The organism is Shewanella sp. SM55, assembly GCF_025654025.1.
Classification (GTDB): domain Bacteria; phylum Pseudomonadota; class Gammaproteobacteria; order Enterobacterales; family Shewanellaceae; genus Shewanella; species Shewanella oncorhynchi.
Window position 1 is genome coordinate 537,036 of the sequence record NZ_JAKKRS010000001.1, and the last position, 19,518, is coordinate 556,553.

18 protein-coding genes are annotated in these 19,518 nt (G+C 46.3%); 3 read left to right on the forward strand and 15 right to left on the reverse strand.

Annotation, left to right across the window (positions count from 1 at the left end; genetic code table 11):
- Positions 1-28: 28 nt before the first annotated feature.
- The 15 genes from rnhB to rpsB form a co-directional block, all read right to left on the reverse strand.
- Positions 29-661, reverse strand: coding sequence for a ribonuclease HII (rnhB, locus tag L5L91_RS02375; protein WP_263180974.1), 633 nt, complete (start codon positions 659-661; stop codon positions 29-31).
- A complete protein-coding gene (lpxB, locus tag L5L91_RS02380) occupies positions 661-1,839 on the reverse strand; it encodes a lipid-A-disaccharide synthase (protein ID WP_113938987.1) in 1,179 nt (392 codons plus the stop codon). The genes rnhB and lpxB overlap by 1 nt, the downstream gene beginning before the upstream one ends.
- Positions 1,840-2,080: 241 nt before the next feature.
- Positions 2,081-2,851, reverse strand: a complete 771-nt coding sequence (gene lpxA / locus L5L91_RS02385) for an acyl-ACP--UDP-N-acetylglucosamine O-acyltransferase (RefSeq protein ID WP_263160663.1) — start codon at positions 2,849-2,851, stop codon at positions 2,081-2,083.
- Entirely contained in the window at positions 2,848-3,312 is a 465-nt protein-coding gene (gene fabZ / locus L5L91_RS02390; RefSeq protein WP_006080990.1) for a 3-hydroxyacyl-ACP dehydratase FabZ, read from the reverse strand. The genes lpxA and fabZ overlap by 4 nt, the downstream gene beginning before the upstream one ends.
- Positions 3,313-3,343: 31 nt before the next feature.
- Complete coding sequence (gene lpxD, locus L5L91_RS02395; RefSeq protein ID WP_105249717.1) at positions 3,344-4,369, reverse strand: UDP-3-O-(3-hydroxymyristoyl)glucosamine N-acyltransferase; 1,026 nt, start codon at positions 4,367-4,369, stop codon at positions 3,344-3,346.
- A 3-nt stretch (positions 4,370-4,372) separates the two neighbouring features.
- Complete coding sequence (locus L5L91_RS02400) at positions 4,373-4,870, reverse strand: OmpH family outer membrane protein (protein WP_028760600.1); 498 nt, start codon at positions 4,868-4,870, stop codon at positions 4,373-4,375.
- A 64-nt stretch (positions 4,871-4,934) separates the two neighbouring features.
- Positions 4,935-7,415 (reverse strand): outer membrane protein assembly factor BamA, encoded by a 2,481-nt coding sequence (bamA, locus tag L5L91_RS02405; protein WP_028760601.1) that lies wholly within the window; start codon positions 7,413-7,415, stop codon positions 4,935-4,937.
- A 31-nt stretch (positions 7,416-7,446) separates the two neighbouring features.
- On the reverse strand, positions 7,447-8,817 hold the full coding sequence (rseP, locus tag L5L91_RS02410) for a sigma E protease regulator RseP (protein ID WP_028760602.1): 1,371 nt from the start codon (positions 8,815-8,817) through the stop codon (positions 7,447-7,449).
- Between the two features lie 39 nt (positions 8,818-8,856).
- Positions 8,857-10,047, reverse strand: a complete 1,191-nt coding sequence (ispC, locus tag L5L91_RS02415) for a 1-deoxy-D-xylulose-5-phosphate reductoisomerase (RefSeq protein WP_263222035.1) — start codon at positions 10,045-10,047, stop codon at positions 8,857-8,859.
- Positions 10,048-10,051: 4 nt separating this feature from the next.
- Positions 10,052-10,909: a phosphatidate cytidylyltransferase gene (locus L5L91_RS02420; protein ID WP_131523803.1), complete on the reverse strand. Its 858-nt coding sequence runs from the start codon at positions 10,907-10,909 to the stop codon at positions 10,052-10,054.
- 20 nt (positions 10,910-10,929) lie between these two features.
- Positions 10,930-11,757, reverse strand: a complete 828-nt coding sequence (locus L5L91_RS02425) for an isoprenyl transferase (protein WP_028760605.1) — start codon at positions 11,755-11,757, stop codon at positions 10,930-10,932.
- An 81-nt stretch (positions 11,758-11,838) separates the two neighbouring features.
- Positions 11,839-12,396, reverse strand: a complete 558-nt coding sequence (gene frr / locus L5L91_RS02430) for a ribosome recycling factor (RefSeq protein ID WP_012088724.1) — start codon at positions 12,394-12,396, stop codon at positions 11,839-11,841.
- Positions 12,397-12,417: 21 nt separating this feature from the next.
- On the reverse strand, positions 12,418-13,155 hold the full coding sequence (gene pyrH / locus L5L91_RS02435) for a UMP kinase (RefSeq protein WP_006080981.1): 738 nt from the start codon (positions 13,153-13,155) through the stop codon (positions 12,418-12,420).
- 68 nt (positions 13,156-13,223) lie between these two features.
- On the reverse strand, positions 13,224-14,075 hold the full coding sequence (gene tsf / locus L5L91_RS02440; RefSeq protein WP_028760606.1) for a translation elongation factor Ts: 852 nt from the start codon (positions 14,073-14,075) through the stop codon (positions 13,224-13,226).
- Positions 14,076-14,195: 120 nt separating this feature from the next.
- Positions 14,196-14,924: a 30S ribosomal protein S2 gene (gene rpsB, locus L5L91_RS02445; RefSeq protein WP_028760607.1), complete on the reverse strand. Its 729-nt coding sequence runs from the start codon at positions 14,922-14,924 to the stop codon at positions 14,196-14,198.
- A 283-nt stretch (positions 14,925-15,207) separates the two neighbouring features.
- Between rpsB and map the strand changes: the two genes are divergently transcribed.
- From map to dapD, 3 genes are read left to right on the forward strand one after another with little or no spacing between them, the layout of a single operon-like run.
- The gene (gene map / locus L5L91_RS02450) at positions 15,208-16,038 is read left to right on the forward strand and encodes a type I methionyl aminopeptidase (protein WP_226058787.1); all 831 of its coding nucleotides are present in this window, start codon (positions 15,208-15,210) and stop codon (positions 16,036-16,038) included.
- A gap of 33 nt (positions 16,039-16,071) precedes the next feature.
- On the forward strand, positions 16,072-18,657 hold the full coding sequence (gene glnD, locus L5L91_RS02455; RefSeq protein ID WP_263235588.1) for a bifunctional uridylyltransferase/uridylyl-removing protein GlnD: 2,586 nt from the start codon (positions 16,072-16,074) through the stop codon (positions 18,655-18,657).
- Between the two features lie 21 nt (positions 18,658-18,678).
- On the forward strand, positions 18,679-19,503 hold the full coding sequence (dapD, locus tag L5L91_RS02460; protein WP_028760609.1) for a 2,3,4,5-tetrahydropyridine-2,6-dicarboxylate N-succinyltransferase: 825 nt from the start codon (positions 18,679-18,681) through the stop codon (positions 19,501-19,503).
- Positions 19,504-19,518 lie beyond the last annotated feature (15 nt).

Sequence of the window (19,518 nt, forward strand, 5' to 3'; positions counted from 1 at the left end):
GTATCTTCAGGTAGCTTGGGAGCACAGCTTACAGCCCCAGTAATGCCTTGACGGGTTTAAAACTTTTACGATATTGGTCAAACACCCCATGTTCGGCGATGGCCTCAAAATGCGCCTTAGTCGGATAGCCCTTATGCTTAGCAAAACCGTATTGCGGATAAGCAGCATCGAGCACATCCATCTCACGATCCCGCGTCACTTTGGCGATAATCGATGCGGCACTAATACTGGCAATTAAACCATCACCTTTAATGATGCTGTGACTGGTAAGCGAGACGCCATTATGGGCAACAAATGCCGGACTGCGATTGCCATCGACTAACACCAACGCAGGCGCAATCTTAAGCCCTGCAACCGCGCGCTGCATTGCCAACATAGTGGCATGCAAGATATTAAGCGTATCGATTTCAGCAGGACTTGCGCGGCCCACGTGATAACACAGGGCTTTTTCACAAATCTCATCAAACAAAGCTTCGCGACGCTTCTCACTGAGTTTCTTGGAATCATTCAGACCACTGATGGGCTTGTTTGGATCTAAAATCACAGCCGCAGTCACCACATCACCAACTAAAGGCCCGCGGCCGACTTCATCCACACCAGCAATTAATCCCGTCGAAAAGGCCAGAAAATCGGCGTCGGTTAAACTTTTAAAAGTTGCCACTAGTTAGCCTCCAGCGATTTAGCATGACTTGGTTTAGGCTCAACCAGTGCCATTACCGCTTCAGCGGCTTTTAAGCTCGCATCACGGCGTAACACTTGGTGCAGGGCATCAAACTCAGCTTTGAGCGGCGTAAAATCTCGATTTAACTCTACTGTGACCGCCGCAGCTATTTTCTCTGGCGTGCAATCTTCTTGAATGAGCTCAGGGACGAGATCTTTTCCAGCCAGTAGATTCGGTAACGAGAAACGCTCGACCTGCATCATGCGCTTAGCAATCCAATAGGTCATAGGGCTAACACGATAAGCCACCACCATTGGACGCTTGACCAACATGGCTTCTAACGTCGCGGTGCCAGATGCTAATAAAATGCCATCGGCAGCCGCCATGACTTCGCGCGACTGGCCTTCGACCATATGAATTTCGAGATCCGGTGCAAAATCCTTCAGCGCTTGCTCAAATTGCTCACGGCGTTTTTGATTGACCAGCGGCGTCACAAAACGTATATCAGGGAAGTTCTGCTTAATCAGTAAAGCCGCCTTCACGAAAGGCTCGGCCAATTGCTTTAACTCGCCACCACGGGATCCCGGTAGAATCGCTAAATATTCGGCATCGGCATCGAGTTCAAGTAACTGGCGCGCAGCAGCTTTATCGCTTCGCAACGGAATATCATCCGCTAAGGTATGACCCACAAAGGTACAAGGTACTTGATGCTTGTCATAAAAAGCTTTCTCAAATGGCAATAACGACAACACCATATGGGTCGCCTTCGCGATTTTGAATATACGTTTTGGGCGCCATGCCCACACGGATGGGCTCACATAATGAACGGTTTTAATACCGCGCGCTTTGAGTTTAAGCTCGAGGCCTATATTAAAATCCGGTGCATCTATTCCAATAAAACAATCGGGCTTAAGCGCGGTGATCTCTTTAATCAAGGATGACCGCACTTTTAATAAGCGAGGTAGACGGGATAACACTTCAACGATTCCCATCACTGCGAGTTCTTCCATCGCAAACAGGGATTTGAAGCCTAGGGCTTCCATGCGGGGTCCACCGATACCGACAAAGCGCGCATCGGGATGGGTCTTTTGCAGCGCAGCCATTAAACCTGCACCTAAAATATCGCCTGAGAGTTCTCCGGCAACCATGGCAAACACTAATGGAGTTTTATTGCTCATAAACCAATCACGTCTCATGAATTAATGGCATTGGATGAAGAGGTAAACCGCACCTAAAATGCATCGTTCCAAGCCTACACTTATGTTAAGTTAATGATTCAATTAATGACTAAGCTCATTTATGGTCGAATGCATTGATGAATAAACGCATTTTTAACGGCTACGTCTACCACAAAAAAGGCTTAAACCAATAATACAAAAGGGCATATAAATGCCCTTTTGTTGTCATGTGGTCATCAAGTTAGCGAATAATGCCGCGACTCGATGACTTTACAAACTCAAGCAGTAATTTGACTTGCTCATCGTTCTGCGCATCTTCAGCTAATGCTTCAATCGCTTCTTCTACCGTTAAGCTGCTACGATATAACGTTTTATAAGCACGACGCACGGCTAACTGGCTTTCTTTAGAAAAACCGCGACGCTTCATACCTTCGCTGTTTAAGCCGCGAGGCACTGTCGGTTGACCCGCTGCCATCACAAAAGGAGGCACATCCTGCAAAACTAAAGAACAACCGGCAGTAAACGCATGGGCACCAATATGCACAAACTGATGTACGCCTGTCATACCGCCTAAAATCGCCCAGTCACCGACGTGCACGTGACCTGCAATAGATGCGTTATTCGCCATGATGACATTATCGCCGACCACACAGTCATGGGCGATATGCACATAGTTCATAAACAGGTTATTCGACCCAATACGGGTTTCACTGTTATCTTGAACTGTACCGCGGTGAATGGTCACGTTTTCACGGATGACGTTATTGTCGCCAATGATCAGTCGTGTCAGCTCGCCAGCGTACTTTTTGTCTTGGCATTCTTCACCAACGGAGGCGAATTGAAAAATACGATTCCCTTTGCCGATAATCGTTGGACCTTTGACCACCACATGGGAACTCAACCAACAATCATCACCAATTTCGACGCCCGCACCGATATAGGTCCAAGGGCCAATAGTGACGTTATTGCCAATTTTTGCATCGGGATGCACAAACGCTAATGTATCTATCACTGACTAATCTCTCTGCGGGCACACATGATTTCAGCGGAACAAACCACTTCACCATCCACTTTGGCCTCACCGTAGAAAACGCCAATCCCGCGGCGCTCTTTAATCATTTTGACATCAAAATGAATTTGATCTCCTGGCTCAACCACACGTCTAAAACGCGCATTATCGATACCAGCAAAGTAATACAACACACCTGGTGGTGGTACATCACTACTCATCGTTTTAAAGGCTAACAGGCCAGTTGCCTGCGCCATCGCTTCTAAAATAAGCACACCTGGCATCACAGGTTGTATCGGGAAATGTCCCTGAAAAAATGGCTCATTTATTGAAACGTTTTTGATCGCCTGCAGACTAACACCAGGAGTGTAATCAAGCACACGATCGATCAATAGGAATGGATATCTATGGGGTAGATATTTAAGTATTTCTTTAATATCCATAGTGTTCATTTGATTAGACACGAACCGAGTTCCTCAAATTGCCTTGGGGCAATTAATCTGGTGTTTTTAAATTTTTTTCCAACGTTTTAACACGCTGGAACAGTTCATCTAACTGACGGAAACGAACTGTATTTTTACGCCAAAGTTTATTGTCCATTGCCACGGTGGCAGAAGAGTATAAGCCAGGCTCACGCATATTAGTGGTGATATTGGTAGCACCAGACACATGCACACCATCGGCTATGCTCAAATGACCTGCGATGGCACAGCTACCACCAATAATACAATATTTACCAATAGTGACACTGCCAGCAACAGTAGTACTGCCTGCAATAGCAGTATTTTCGCCGATTATATCGTTATGGGCAATTTGCACTTGGTTATCAATAATCACACCGTCGTGGATCTCTGTATGGCCTAATGCCCCACGATCTACCGTTGAATTAGCACCAATCTCAACCCGATCGCCAATACGCACGCCACCTGTCTGCGGAATTTTAATCCACTGACCACGTTCGTTAGCATAACCAAAACCATCTGAGCCTAATACGGCACCCGAATGGATAATACAATCCTGCCCTAAATGCACATCGTGATAGACGGTGACATTAGCCCACAAACGTGTTTTTGAGCCAATAACCACATCTTGTCCCAGCACAACACCGGCACCAATCTGCACATTTTCACCTAAAATGACGTTCGCACCAATCACAGCATTCGCGCCAATAGCGACACCTTCCCCTAAATGGGCTGAAGGATCAATTTGAGCCGAAGGATGGATGCCCACCGCCGCTTTGGGTGTCGTGTCCAAATACTGAGCAACACGGGCAAAACCGACATATGGATCTTTTACAATTAACGCAGTACCTTGATAATCCTGCGCATCTTTAGCTGACAATAACACCGCACTCGCTTGAGTTGCCTCAAGCTGAGAGCGGTATTTACTGTTGGCTAAAAAAGAGATCTGACCCGCCTTGGCATTTTCTAAGGTCGCCACACTATTAATAATTAGCGTTTCGTCGCCTTGGATATCACCGTCTAATAACAGGCATAGCTCTTTTAAAGTCACACTATTCATCTATTACTTGCCTTTGCTTAAGGCTTCAACCACTTTGCCACTGATGTCAGCGTTAGGCTTAACATAAATGACAGCACCACGTTGTAATACCAAATCATATTGGTCTTTTTCAGCGATAGTGTTGATGGCTTTTTGCACTTTAACTAACAGTTTATTTTGCTCTTCACCTTGGCGACGACGTAGGTCTTCATCCAATGCTTTGCCTTTTAACTGATATTCAGATTTTAGCGATTCCATTTTACGAACCAGCTCAGTTTTTTGTGCATCGTTCATTAACGCACCATCACGTTGCTGCTTCTCCATCAGAGAACGCATTTCTTCTTGCATTTTTTGGACATCAGCTACGCGATCACCAAACTCTTTCTTCAGAGATTGAGAGATCTGTTCACGTTGTGGGAGCTGTTCAAACACAGCGCCCATATCCACTACGGCAATTTTCTCAGCATGTGCCACTAACGGCGCGCCTAACAAAACTAACGTCATCAGCGCGCAATTTACCATCTTGTTCAAAATAAACTCCTTGTTACCTTGTTATTGTCAGCAAAACTTGCCGAGTGTATGCCTTTTAAAAAGTTTTGCCAATATTGAAAGAGAAGATCTCCGTTTGGTCACCTTCATATTCTTTAAGCGGCCACGCCAAGCTGAACACCATAGGTCCCATAGGTGATAACCATTGCACACTCAAGCCCCAAGAGGCGCGCAGGCGAGCTGGATCACTATAGTCTTGTAACTTAGCAAACTCGTCCGCCGGAAGTGTTTGATATGACTCGTAATCAAACTCAGTATCCCAGACGTTACCCGCATCGACGAAGAAGCTAGTACGAACTGAGTTAGTGTAAGCCTCATCCAAAAATGGGGTTGGTACAATCAACTCCATACTTGCCGTTGCAAGGGCATTACCACCGATAGAGCGGCCAGAACTGACTTGGATACTATTAGGATCGCCAGGCAAGCTACAGCCATCGCCCGATGGATCCGGTGCACACGGTTCACTACCTCGATAGAGATAGAATGAACGAGGGCCTACAGAGTTAGACTTAAAGCCACGTAGCGAGCTACTACCACCTGAGTAATAGTTTTCCCAGAAAGGCAGAATTTGGTCATTATCATTAAATTGACCATAACCGTTACCATAACCTAATCGACCACGGGCCAAGAGCACAACGCTCTGACTGCGGTTAACAGGGAAATAGTAGTTAGTGTCAAAGTCTGTCTTAAAATACTGTAAATCAGACCCTGGCGAAGTCATTTTGCCGTTCAGACGCTGAGAAGAGCCGTCTGTTGGGAAAGTGCCACGGTTCAAGGTGCTACGATACCAGCCCAGGCTGAGTTCGAAGTTATCGAAACTTAAGTCCGCGTTTGGATCGTCATCACGATAGATGTTATAGAAACGCAGTGCCTGCTCATAAGCTGAGATCTCAGAGATCGTGTTGTGACGATAGCCAATACCACCATTGATACGGTTGTATTCGTTAATCGGGAAACCCGAGTTAAGTGCCACACCATACGAACTGTTTTTATAGCGTTCTAAGTTAGCTTCATTGGCGTCAAACTCACTCCAATAAACGCTCCCGCCTAAACTCACACCGTCTTTTGTCCAGTACGGATCGGTATAGGATAAGTTAACGTTTTTAGAGTACTTGTTGGTGCTCAAGCTGATACCCGCTTGGTTACCTGTGCCTAAGAAGTTATTTTGCTGCACACCAAACTGCAAGCTCAGGCCTGATTCAGTACCATAACCGACACCCGCGTTGAATGAGCCCGACGGCTGCTCTTTCACTTTAACCGCAACATCGACTAAATCATCGGTACCAGGCACTTGAATGGTTTCAGTGTCAACGGTTTCGAAGAAGCCCAAACGGTTAAGACGCGCTTTAGATTGCTCCACTTGCGCTGAGTTTAACCAAGCTCCTTCCATCTGACGCAGCTCACGGCGCATCACTTCATCTTTCGTCACTGTGTTACCAGTGAAGTTAATCGCCCGTACGTAAACACGTTTACCCGGTTTAACATTGATGTTTAAGGTGACTTCTTTAGTCTTATCATCAATTTCAGGGTAGGTTTTCACTTCAGGGTAAGCATAACCGAAGCGGCCTAAATATTTGCTGTACATTTCTTCGGTGAAAGTTACATCACCGCCGTTGTACATATCACCCGCTTTGATTGGCAGAATTGATTTCATCAACTCTTCACGGCCCATCAAATCACCCGTCAGGTTTACTTCTTTAACTTTATATTTCTCACCTTCATCTACGTTGATGGTGATATATAAACCTTTACGGTCAGGCGTCATAGCCACTTGAGTCGAGGTGACTTCGAAGCGGATATAACCTTTATTGTGATAATAGGTTTTGATGGTCTCGAGATCGGCCTGCAGCTTTTGCTTCTGATAACGGCGTTCGCCGAACAGATCCCACCAAGCTACATAATCTTTAAGTTCCAGCATGCCAATCAACTCAGCATCGGTGAACTCATGATTACCGACCACGTTAATTTGGCGGATTTCGGCCGCTAAACCTTCGGTAAACTTAAATTTCAGCTCAACCCGATTACGGGGTAAGTTAATCACTTGGGCTTCCACTTTCGCGCCGTATTTACCCACGCCGTAGTAGAAATCCTGCAGACCCTTTTCAATACCGGTCAACATAGTGCGATCGAGCGACTCACCGACTTTAACGCCAGAACCGTCCAGACTTTCCTGTAACTGTTCGTCTTTAATGTCTTTGTTGCCATCGAATGTCACGGCACTAATAGTCGGACGCTCAGTGACTTTCACCACTAATACGCCGCCATCTCGGCTCACGGAGACATTTTCAAAGTTAGTCGATGCATACAAGCTTTTAATCGCTTGCTGGATTCTTAACTGGTCAACAGTGTCACCTACTTTTACTGGTAAGCTTAACAAGGCAGCACCGAGTGCAACTCGTTGCAAACCTTCAACTTGGATGTCGGTCACTTCAAACGGTTGGAAAGTATCAGCCAACACAGTCCCTGAAAACGACGCACCGACGAATAACATCGAGGCAAAAAGTTTATTCAATCTCATAGAGCACTTCTAATTATTAGTCTGTCCTTGCTCAGAGTCGGGCAAAATCATTGAAAAGCGCAACGCTCATCAACATCAGCAGTATTGCTGCCCCAAATCTGAATCCTATTTCCTGCACCTTTTCAGGTACAGGTTTACCAGTTATTACTTCAATAAAGTAATACAGCAGGTGTCCCCCATCGAGCACAGGTAAAGGCAGCAAGTTAATGATGCCTAAATTGACGCTGATGAGCGCGAGGAACCCGAGAAAATAGACCAAGCCATAGTTTGCACTACTGCCCGCACCCTGTGCGATCGAAATGGGTCCACTCAGGTTTTTCACCGACACATCGCCGGTAAATAATTTGCCAATCATCTTAAAGCTCACAGCAACAAGTTGCCATGTTTTATCCGCTGCTATGCCGAAAGAATCGATTGGTCCATATTCAAGTTGTAAACGCATATTGTCTGGCCATTGTGCTTGGGTTGGGCTCACCCCGAGCATACCTATCTCTTGACCATCGGCATTTTTACTGCTTAAGGGTGTCACTGCCACATTAAACTGTTCGCCATTGCGGCGCACAGTTAAACTCACAGGCACATTGGCAGAATGTTGAATAATGTCAACAAAAGCCTGCCAATCGGTATAATTTTTACCATTTATTGCGACTAAGGTGTCACCGACTTTTAGCTCACTATTCGCAGCGGCACTGTCAGGACTAATCGCAGCAATGGTGGGGACGATTTCGGGACGATAAATCCCTAACCCTAATGCCGTAATCGGGGATTCTTTTTCAGGATCAAAACGCCAATTACGCGTATCTAAGGTATAAGACCGCGCACTAGAGTCTAAACCTTGCAAACCATTCAATGGCGTTAGCGATACACTCAGACTTTCATCACCTATGTGGCCGACTAAAGCTAAATTCACTTCTTCCCAGTTACGCACAGCCTGACCGGAAATGGCCGTTATTTGCATTGGCTCTGTGATTTGAATTTGCGCAGCAGCAGTCCCGGGTGTCGTCGAGGTGATCACAGGCTTAAGTGATGGCACACCAATCAGATACATAAAATACAGGGCAACGATGGCAAAAATAAAGTTAGCAATTGGACCTGCGGCCACAATCGCAATACGTTGCCATACGGTTTTACGATTGAACGCTTGATCTTTTAATTCATCGGGAACGTCTTCAACACGCTCATCGAGCATTTTGACATAGCCGCCAAGGGGGATCATGGCTAACACATATTCAGTGCCGTCTTTACCAACACGGCGCCAAATAGCCTTACCAAAACCAATGGAGAAACGTTCGACTTTCACGCCACAACGTCGCGCGATATAGAAATGGCCGTATTCGTGGGCAGTAATTAACAGACCCAGTGCAACGATGAAAGAACCTAAGTTCCATAAAAAATCTAACATCCCACTCCTTACGTTATAAATTTAATCACTCAGCTATTGCTAAGCGATGCTTGCTAATGTCTCACGCGCATAGACGCGGGTTTGCGCATCTAAGGCTAAAATATCTTCTATGCTGCCCATAGGACGTTTAGGCACAGTGACTAAACAAGCTTCATTCACTTTTGCAATTTGCGTAAAACCAATTTGCCCCTGTAAAAACGCTTCAACAGCTACCTCATTGGCAGCATTTAATACGGTTGTTGCCTCTTGGCCTTGGGCACACGCCTCCATAGCCAAAGCCAAACAGGGGAAACGTTCAAAATCAGGTTCATAAAAGCTTAACTGTCCGACTTTGAAAAAATCTAAAGGTTCAACGCCCGAATGAATTCTTTGCGGATAAGCCATGCAATGGGCAATCGGTGTGCGCATATCAGGGTTACCCATTTGGGCGATAACCGAACCATCACGGTACTGCACCATAGAGTGGATCACGCTTTGCGGATGAATAACCACCTTAAGTTGCTCAGCCTGAGTGTTAAACAACCACCGCGCCTCAATGAACTCTAAACCCTTATTCATCATAGTGGCGGAGTCAACAGAGATTTTAGGTCCCATGGACCAATTAGGATGTTTACAGGCTTGGGCAGGCGTCATGGCCGCAAGTGTCGCAAGATCCGACCGCAGGAAAGGTCCGCCAGAACCGGTTAACAAAATATGGGATATACCCGACGCAGCTAAATCGCAACGGCCGAGGTTAGCCTGCACTTCTAGGGGTAAACATTGAAAGATAGCATTATGCTCACTGTCCACGGGCAAAAGCACAGCACCAGAGCGCTTAGTCGCCTCAATAAACAACTCACCCGACATGACTAAAGCTTCTTTATTGGCCAGTAATACTCGCTTTCCCGCCTTCACGGCTTCAAGGGTTGGTACTAGCCCTGCCGCCCCGACAATCGCTGCCATTACGGTATCCACTTCGGCAGTCGTCACTAAACCGAGTAAATCGTTTATGCCAGTAGTGACTTGGATATTGAGCGCAGCGGGTAAAACGGCGCGTAACTGTTTCGCAGCCTCTTCATCCACCATATGCGCGACTTTCGGTTTATGGGCTACACACAAAGCCAGCATCTTATCAACGCTCGCATTGGCCACCAATCCATAAATACTATAAGCCAATGGATTAGCCGAAATCACGCTTAAGGTACTAGCACCAATTGAACCGGTAGCACCCAAAATCACCATATTTTGCATAGCGTTACATCCAGAATGCAATGTAGATCAGGGTAAACACCGGCAAGGCTGCAGTCAGGCTGTCGATGCGGTCGAGCACACCGCCGTGACCGGGCAAAATAGTGCCAGAATCTTTAATACAGGCCGCACGCTTAAACATACTCTCAGATAAATCGCCCAGCGCCGACACTAAAGCAACAAATAAGGTCACTGCCACAACTAAACCCAGTTCTTGCTCTGGTGAATAATACATAACACCTGCAACCACGAGCATAGTCGTCACTAAACCACCAAGTAGGCCTTCCAAGGTTTTAGCAGGGCTCACTGCAGGCATCAGTTTCGTTTTACCTATCGCTTTACCGACGAAGTAAGCCCCAGAATCAGCGGCCCACACAATCAACATCACTAACAGTACTAATACTGGGCCGTAATAGGGTGAAGTTTGTGAGCTAATGGATTTGAGTGCGATAAGAGCAACAAAGCAAGGCACTAAGGTTAACTGTCCAAACATGGACTTAAACATAGGATTCTTTTGCCAGAACTTAGCGCTTTTAGGATAAGTTACCACTAATAATAGTGATGCTAACCACCAGAATGCACCAATATAGAGAATGGCCAAATAGATAGGATGTAACTGATGGCTTAACCAAACTGCATCGATTGGCACAATCAGATTAATTGCCACCAATAAGATACCCACTGTGAAGGTAAAGCTCCACTGGGTGACATCACACTGATTATCGATAATTCTTCCCCATTCCTTTGCTGCAATAAGGAAGACGGCAACTAAGGCCCAGGCGAAGTAGCTGGCAGGGAGCAAAAATATCGCCCCTAAAACTAATGGAACTAACCAAGTTGCTGTTATTATTCGTTGTTTTAGCAAAAAAAATCCCTCATGAGGTTTTACAATGCACGCATCTCATCAATCTGACTTCCAGTCAGACCAAAACGGCGCTGGCGACTTGCAAAAATGGCTATCGCTTCATGAAAAGCCTGTTCATCGAAATCAGGCCAAAGGGTGTCGGTAAACACCAATTCTGCATAGGCCGCCTGCCACAGCACAAAATTGCTGATGCGACAGTCCCCGCCCGTGCGGATCATTAAATCAACTTCACTCTGATTTTGCATGCACAAATGTGCACTTAAGGCTTCTTCGGTGAACTGACTGCTGGTCATTTCGCCAGTTTCGACCTTTTCCGCTAATTTTTGTGCTGCTTGAAGTATGTCCCAACGGCCACCATAGTTAGCCGCAACATTCAGAACCAAGCCAGTATTGCGAGATGTCTTCTCTTGAGCAGCAGCAATTTGCTTCTGTAATCGCGCCGAAAAGCGGCTGATATCGCCAATAATGTTGAGCTTAACCTGATTCTTATCCAGCAATTTAATTTCGCGCTGTAATACGGTAAAAAACAACTCCATCAGCAAGCTGACTTCTTTATCGGGTCTACGCCAATTCTCGCTAGAAAATGCAAATAAGGTTAGCGATTCAATGCCTAATTGGCTTGCCGTGCTTACGGCTCTTCTAACGGCCTTAACACCAGCCTTATGTCCCATCACTCGTGGTTTACCTTGGGTTTGTGCCCAACGCCCATTGCCATCCATGATAATAGCAACATGCTTAGGTAACGACTGTTTCACGAGTTCGGGCAATTGTCCCGGCAAGGTCGTTTGAGTGTATAAATCACTCTCACTCGTCCTAGGGTGCGGATCAAGTTCCACTGTGGATGACATCTAATACAGCCCTTTAAAATAGACAAACGCCGTGTAGTATACCCCTACACGGCGCATCAACTCTAGCTTATCGAACTGAGATTAGACTTCCATCAACTCAATTTCTTTGGCCGCTAAAATCTCATCGACCTTTTTAATGTGAGCATCGGTGAACTTTTGCACTTCTTCTTCACTGCGACGCACATCATCTTCAGTACAAGCTTTAGCTTTTTCAAGCTTTTTCACTTCAGAAATAGCATCACGACGCACGTTACGGATAGCAATACGACCGTTTTCAGCTTCGTTACGCACCACTTTGATGAAGTCTTTACGACGTTCTTCAGTCAGCGCGGGTAATGGAATACGTAATGTCGCGCCAGCTGACATAGGGTTCAGACCTAAATCAGAGCTCATAATAGCCTTTTCAACGGCTTGGATAGCACTACGGTCAAACACAGTCACAGACAGAGTGCGTGAATCTTCAACGCCCACGTTAGCCACTTGGTTTAGTGGCGTCATAGTGCCGTAGTAAGAGACTTGAATGGAATCCAGCAGGCTTGGGTGGGCACGACCGGTACGCACTTTTGCCATTTGGTTTTTAGTCGCGTCAACGCATTTACCCATACGCTCTTGCGCATCTTTCTTAATGTTCTCAATCACGTTAAATGTCCTTCTTGGTCATTAAATAACTTTTTTCGCTCTGATCAGCGTGCCTTCTTCTTCACCCATGATAACGCGGCGTAGAGCGCCAGGTTTATTCATGTTGAAGACTAAAATAGGCATGTCGTGATCACGCGCCATAGTAAAGGCGGCTAAGTCCATTACTTTTAATTCTTTTTCCAGAATTTCCGCATAAGTCACTTCATCATACTTAACGGCATCAGGGTTCTTCATTGGGTCTTCGGAGTATACACCGTCGACTTTAGTGCCTTTCAATACGACTTCAGCTTCGATTTCAATGCCGCGTAAACAGGCCGCAGAATCGGTCGTGCAGAAAGGATTACCTGTACCGGCAGCAAAAATAACCACTCGGCCAGATTTTAGCAAGCTGATCGCTTCAGCCCAATTGTAATCATCACACACACCCTTTAACGGGATAGCTGACATCAGACGAGCATTAACATAGGCACGGTGCAGGGCGTCTCGCATTGCCAAGCCGTTCATAACCGTTGCCAGCATACCCATGTGATCGCCCACCACACGGTTCATGCCTGCTTTTGCTAGGCCTTCACCGCGAAACAGATTACCACCACCAATAACCACACCCACCTGAATACCCAGCTCAACCAGCTCTTTCACTTCCTGAGCCATGCGATCTAATACTTTAGGGTCGATGCCGAAGCCTTCGTCGCCCATCAGTGCTTCGCCACTTAATTTAAGAAGAATGCGTCTAAATGCGGGTTTTGGATTGGTGCTCATAATTTTTATCCTGGTCATAACAAGACCGCAGCTATTGCCGCGGTCTTGGGGGTATTTAGCGTTGGCGATTAAGCCTTTTTAGAAGCAGCGATTTGAGCAGCAACTTCAGCCGCGAAATCTTCTTCTTTCTTCTCAATACCTTCACCCACTTCTAAACGAATGAAGTTAGTGACTTTAGCGCCTTTCTCTTTCAGAATTTCGCCAACAGTTTTCTTTGGTTCCATGATGTAAGCTTGACCAGTCAGAGAGATCTCACCGGTGAACTTCTTCATACGACCAAGAACCATCTTCTCAGCGATCTCTGCCGATTTGCCTTCGTTCATTGACATTTCGATTTGCAGAGCTTGTTCTCTTGCAACGATTTCTGCAGGAACATCTTCTGGGTTCACGTATTCAGGCTTAGAAGCAGCAACGTGCATTGCGATGTGCTTTAAGGTTTCTTCGTCAGCTTCACCGGCAACAACAACGCCAATGCGCTCACCGTGACGGTATGAAGATAGGTTTGCACCATCGATGTACTCAACACGACGAATGTTGATGTTTTCACCGATTTTAGTTACCAATGCAACGCGTGCATCTTCGAACTGTGCTTTTAAATCTTCAAGAGTCACTTTAGATGCTGCAGCAGCATCTAATACTGCGTTCGCGAATGCTAAGAAGTTTGAATCTTTAGCAACGAAGTCAGTTTGACAGTTAACTTCTAATAGCGCAGCGAAACCTTCGCCATTCTTGATCAGAATTGTACCGTCAGCAGCGATGTTACCCGCTTTTTTAGCCGCTTTAGCAGCGCCAGACTTACGCATGTTGTCAATTGCTAACTCCATGTCGCCGTTAGCTTCTGTCAGAGCGTTTTTACAATCCATCATGCCTGCGCCAGTACGGTCGCGCAGTTCTTTAACTTGGGCAGCAGTAATTGCCATTGTTAAATCCTCTATAAAAAATCGACTAATTTGCAGATATAAAACAGGGGCCGAATGGCCCCTGTTAACCAATCAAAAATCTTGGTTAATAAGGGTGATGATAATCATCCCGCCTTATTATTATTCGGCTTCTACGAAACCGTCTTGCTCAGCTTGAACAGCCAAATCTTGACCACGGCCAGCTTTTGCAGCAGCAGCAACAGAAGAAGTGTACAGGCGGATAGCACGCATAGCGTCGTCGTTACCAGGAACGATGTAGTTAACACCATCTGGCGCAGAGTTAGTATCAACAACTGCAACAACAGGGATACCCAGGTTGTTAGCTTCTTTAATAGCGATATGCTCATGGTCAGCACCAATGACGAATAATACGTCTGGCAGGCCGCCCATGTTTTTAATACCACCTAAAGATTTTTCCAGCTTTTCAAGCTCACGAGTACGCATCAGCGCTTCTTTCTTGGTCAGCTTGTCGAAAGTACCGTCTACTGATTGGCTTTCCAGTTCTTTCAGACGTTTGATTGACTGACGAACGGTTTTCCAGTTAGTCAGCATACCGCCTAACCAGCGGTGATCAACATAGTACTGGTCACAAGACAGAGCAGCTTCTTTGATCGCTTCGCCAGCAGCACGTTTAGTACCAACGAATAATACTTTACCTTTCTTTGAAGCTACGTTGCTGATGAAAGCTAGCGCTTCATTGAACATTGGCACAGTATGCTCAAGGTTGATGATGTGAACACCGTTGCGAGCACCGAAAATGAATGGCTTCATTTTTGGGTTCCAGTAACGGGTTTGGTGACCGAAGTGGACACCGGCCTGAAGCATATCGCGCATTGAAACTGTAGTCATTTCTATTACCTTAAAATTTAGGGGGTTAGACCTCCACGTATCCCATGCCTTCGACCCCTTATATAACAACTGAGGGCACCCCGAAGAATGTGTCGACACGTGTGTGATTTAGTATTTAGACAAATAGCCATGTATAATGGCCGCCATCTTTAGTCTTGCAAGTATCAAAGCAGCGCAAAAGCTGGCTTGGACAATTCATCAAGACTTAAACATAACGGCGCGCTTTATACCATAAATAGCCCTAAAGCACAAATTTTTGCATTAGGTTGCGTGGCCAACAGACATTAAAGACACAAGAGAAAACGCAATGAGTATAGTCATCAAGACCGCTGAAGAAATTGAAAAAATGCGTGCTGCGGGCAAACTAGCCGCACAGGTATTAGAAATGATCGCGCCGCATGTTAAACCGGGCGTGACCACCAATGAGCTCAATGACCTCTGCGCCAAATATACCGAAGAGCAAGGTGCGATTTCGGCGCCGCTTAACTACCATGGTTTTCCCAAATCCATTTGTACTTCTGTAAACCATGTGATTTGCCACGGCATTCCAAACGACAACCCACCATTGAAAGAAGGCGATATCCTCAATATCGACATAACAGTGATTAAAGACGGTTATCACGGCGATACCTCAATGATGTTTTTAATCGGTGAAGTGAGCGCGAAGGACAAACGTCTGTGCCGCATCGCGCAAGAAAGCCTGTATTTAGCTATTCGTAAGGTTCGTCCAGGTTTAAAACTGGGTGAAATCGGCAATACTATCGAAAAATTCATCAAAGCAAGTAAAACAGGCCTTGAGAAATATTCCATCGTGCAAGATTATTGTGGCCACGGTATTGGATCGGGTTTCCATGAAGAACCTCAGGTCATGCACTACCGTAACGGCGATAACACAGTATTACGCCCAGGCATGTGTTTCACCATTGAACCTATGATCAATGCCGGTCGCCACACGACCATACTCGATCGCGATGATAAGTGGACGGTAACGACCTCTGATGGTAAAAATTCAGCCCAGTGGGAACACACCTTACTGGTGACTGAAAAAGGGGTTGAAGTACTTACCCTGCGTGAGGATGAGGATTTCCCACGTATCATCAATCACGAGCGATAGGCCATACTAACAAGCATAAAAACAAGGGACTCGATGAATATAGCTCTGCTCGCTAAACAATCATTAATCGAACAGAATCAGATTCTTTTGGCCAGTTTTAAGGCTAAAACCCCGATTGAAGAGCTCGTCACGCAGCGCTGTCAATTTGTCGATGCCCTTGTCAAGCAAGCTTGGGAACAGCACGGTCTAAGGGAATATGATATTGCCTTGATTGCCGTGGGCGGCTATGGCCGTGGGGAGCTGCATCCCCACTCAGATGTCGACTTGCTGTTCCTGTTTAATGATATCTTGTCACCCGCCGCCGAAGCGGCACTCAGTCAGTTTATTGCCTTTCTGTGGGATGCCAATCTGGAAATCGGCCACAGTGTCCGTACGTTAAACGACACGATTATCCTCGGCCGTGAAGACATCACCATAGCCACCAATCTGTTAGAGGCACGATTGCTCGAAGGGCCCGAATTTTTATTCGATCAACTTTATGATGCGATTCGTCAGAGTGACTTTTGGACTTCAAGCAATTTTTTTATCGCAAAACGGGATGAGCAAAATGCCCGCCATGCCAGAGCCAGTGCCTTCGATTTAGAACCCAATATCAAGAGTTGTCCCGGTGGTCTTAGGGATATTCAAACCATTGCTTGGGTAGCCATGCGTCACTTTGGCGCCGCTCGCCTCGAAGAATTAGTCCAATACGACTTTTTAGAGCCCGGTGAATTAGAAGAGCTGCTCGAATGTCAGCACTTTTTGTGGAAGTTACGCTTTGCTCTGCATATGGTGGTCGGTCGCGATGAAAATCGCTTACTCTTTGATGTACAACGCCAAGTTGCCGAGCTTATGGGGTATGAAGACGCCACCCAGCTTGCTGTTGAGCAAATGATGAAACGTTACTATCGCACGGTACGCCGAGTGATGGAGCTAAACGAAATGTTGCTGCAGCTGTTTAAACGGGCAACACTGGGGCACACAAAAGCTTTAGAAATTCAATCGATAGATAAACACTACCAGCGCCGCGGCACTTTTATCGAAGCGCTAAGCGATGATCTTTTCGATAGCGGCGAAGAAATTGTCCGGCTGTTTTTGTTAGTCGCTAAAAACTCGAACATCAAAGGTATTTACGCACCAACGCTGCGTTCGCTGCGCCGTGCAAGACGCGCACAATCTCAAGCCTTACAAGAAAACCCGCTTTGTCGCCAAGCCTTTATGGAAATTCTGCGCCACCCTCGCGGCATTGTTGCTTTGTCTTTAATGCATAAACACGGCGTGTTATCGGCCTATTTACCGGCATGGCGAAATATTGAAGGCCAAATGCAGTTCGACCTGTTCCACGCCTATACGGTCGATGAACACACCCACAGATTACTGCTCAATATCGAGCGTTTTTCCCAAGCCGAACAAAAAGAAGAATTTCCCTTAGGCTCGATTCTCATTAACCAACTGCCTAAAAAAGGTTTACTCGTATTAGGCGCTATCTTCCACGATATCGCCAAAGGTCGCGGTGGCGATCACAGTAAACTAGGCTCAAGCGATGCCCTCGCCTTTTGTAAGCTGCACGGGTTAAACGATCACGATGGCCGTCTAGTCGCTTGGCTGGTTGAGAATCATCTGGTGATGTCTGTCACCGCCCAGCGCCGTGATATTTCCGATCCCGATGTGGTGGCCGACTTTGCCAATAAAGTCCGCGATGCCGTGCATTTAAGCTATCTGTACTGCTTAACCGTCGCCGATATCTGCGCCACCAACGAAAAAACCTGGAACAACTGGAAAGGCTCACTGCTGCGCGACTTGTACTTTTCGACCCAAAGGGTGCTCGCCCGTGGTAAAGAAAAACCCGTCGATATTCGTGCCAGAGTGCGTGAATACCAAGCCAAGGCAAAAAAAGAGCTGCTGCGCCGCGGATTGAAAGAGAAAGATCTCGATGCCCTGTGGCAACGTTTTAAGGCAGATTACTTTTTACGCCACCAGCCAAATCAAGTCGCGTGGCACGCCGAAGCGATTTTAAAGCACAAACAACAGGATGAGCCTTTAGTCTTAGTGTCCAAACACACCACCCGTGGTGGTACTGAGCTATTTGTCTATTGCCAAGACAGACCTAAATTGTTCGCAACTGTGATGGCGGTACTCGACAATAAAAATATCAACGTCCATGATGCCAACATCATGACGTCAAAAGATAATTATGCCCTCGATACCTTTGTGATCTTAGAGCAGGATGGTGAGCCCGTTAGCCAGCTTTCACGCATCCAAAGTATCCGTAAGGCGCTTGAGAAAGCCCTGTCGAGCGACAGTCCAAAACTGCCGCGCTTTAGAAAACTATCGCGCAAGATGAAACCTTTTAATGTGCCGACACAAGTGAGTTTCCTCGAAAGCAGTCGTCATGGTACAAGTATGATGGAGCTTATCGCCTTAGATTCGCCAGGATTACTGGCAAAAGTCGGGGATATCTTTTACCGTTGCAACACAACATTACTCGCGGCCAAAATCACCACCATTGGTGAGCGAGCCGAAGACTTTTTTATGCTGCAGACCAATGATGGCTTGCAACTTAACGAAACCCAAGAGAATACCCTCAGGGACGCTTTAATCAGTGCCCTGAGTGCAAAGAATATCGAATCAGTTAATTAACGAGACCAGTGGGAGAAGTAAATGGAGGCTTTACGCCAACGTATTGAGGCGGCTTTTGAAGCGCGCGCCGACATCACACCAAGCACAGTTGACGCCGGTGTGCGCAGCGATGTGCAAAATGTCATCAATATGCTCGATAAAGGTGAAGTCCGTGTCGCCGAGAAAATCGACGGACAATGGCATGTGCACCAATGGCTGAAAAAGGCGGTATTACTGTCCTTCCGTATTTTCGATAACGTGGTTATCGATGGCGCCGAAACCAAATACTTCGACAAAGTGCCGTTAAAATTTGCCGAATATGATGAAGCCCGCTTTAAAGCGGAAGCCATTCGTGTAGTGCCTTCGGCGACAGTACGTAAAGGCTCATTCATAGGTAAAAATACCGTGTTGATGCCATCCTATGTGAACTTAGGTGCCTATGTTGATGAAGGCACTATGGTTGACACTTGGGCAACGGTTGGCTCATGCGCACAAATCGGTAAAAACGTGCATTTATCTGGCGGCGTAGGTATTGGTGGCGTACTTGAGCCATTGCAAGCGGGCCCAACCATCATCGAAGATAACTGCTTTATCGGTGCACGTTCTGAGATTGTTGAAGGCGTTGTGGTTGAAGAAGGCTCAGTGATTTCTATGGGCGTGTATATCGGCCAAAGCACTCGAATTTACGATCGCGAAACTGGCGAAGTGCATTACGGTCGTGTACCAGCAGGCTCTGTTGTTGTTTCTGGCAACTTACCATCAGCCTGCGGCAAGTACAGCCTCTATGCCGCTATTATCGTTAAGAAAGTGGATGCAAAAACCCGTAGTAAAGTGGGTATCAACGAATTACTGCGTATTGTTGATTAACAGTCACAGCATTTG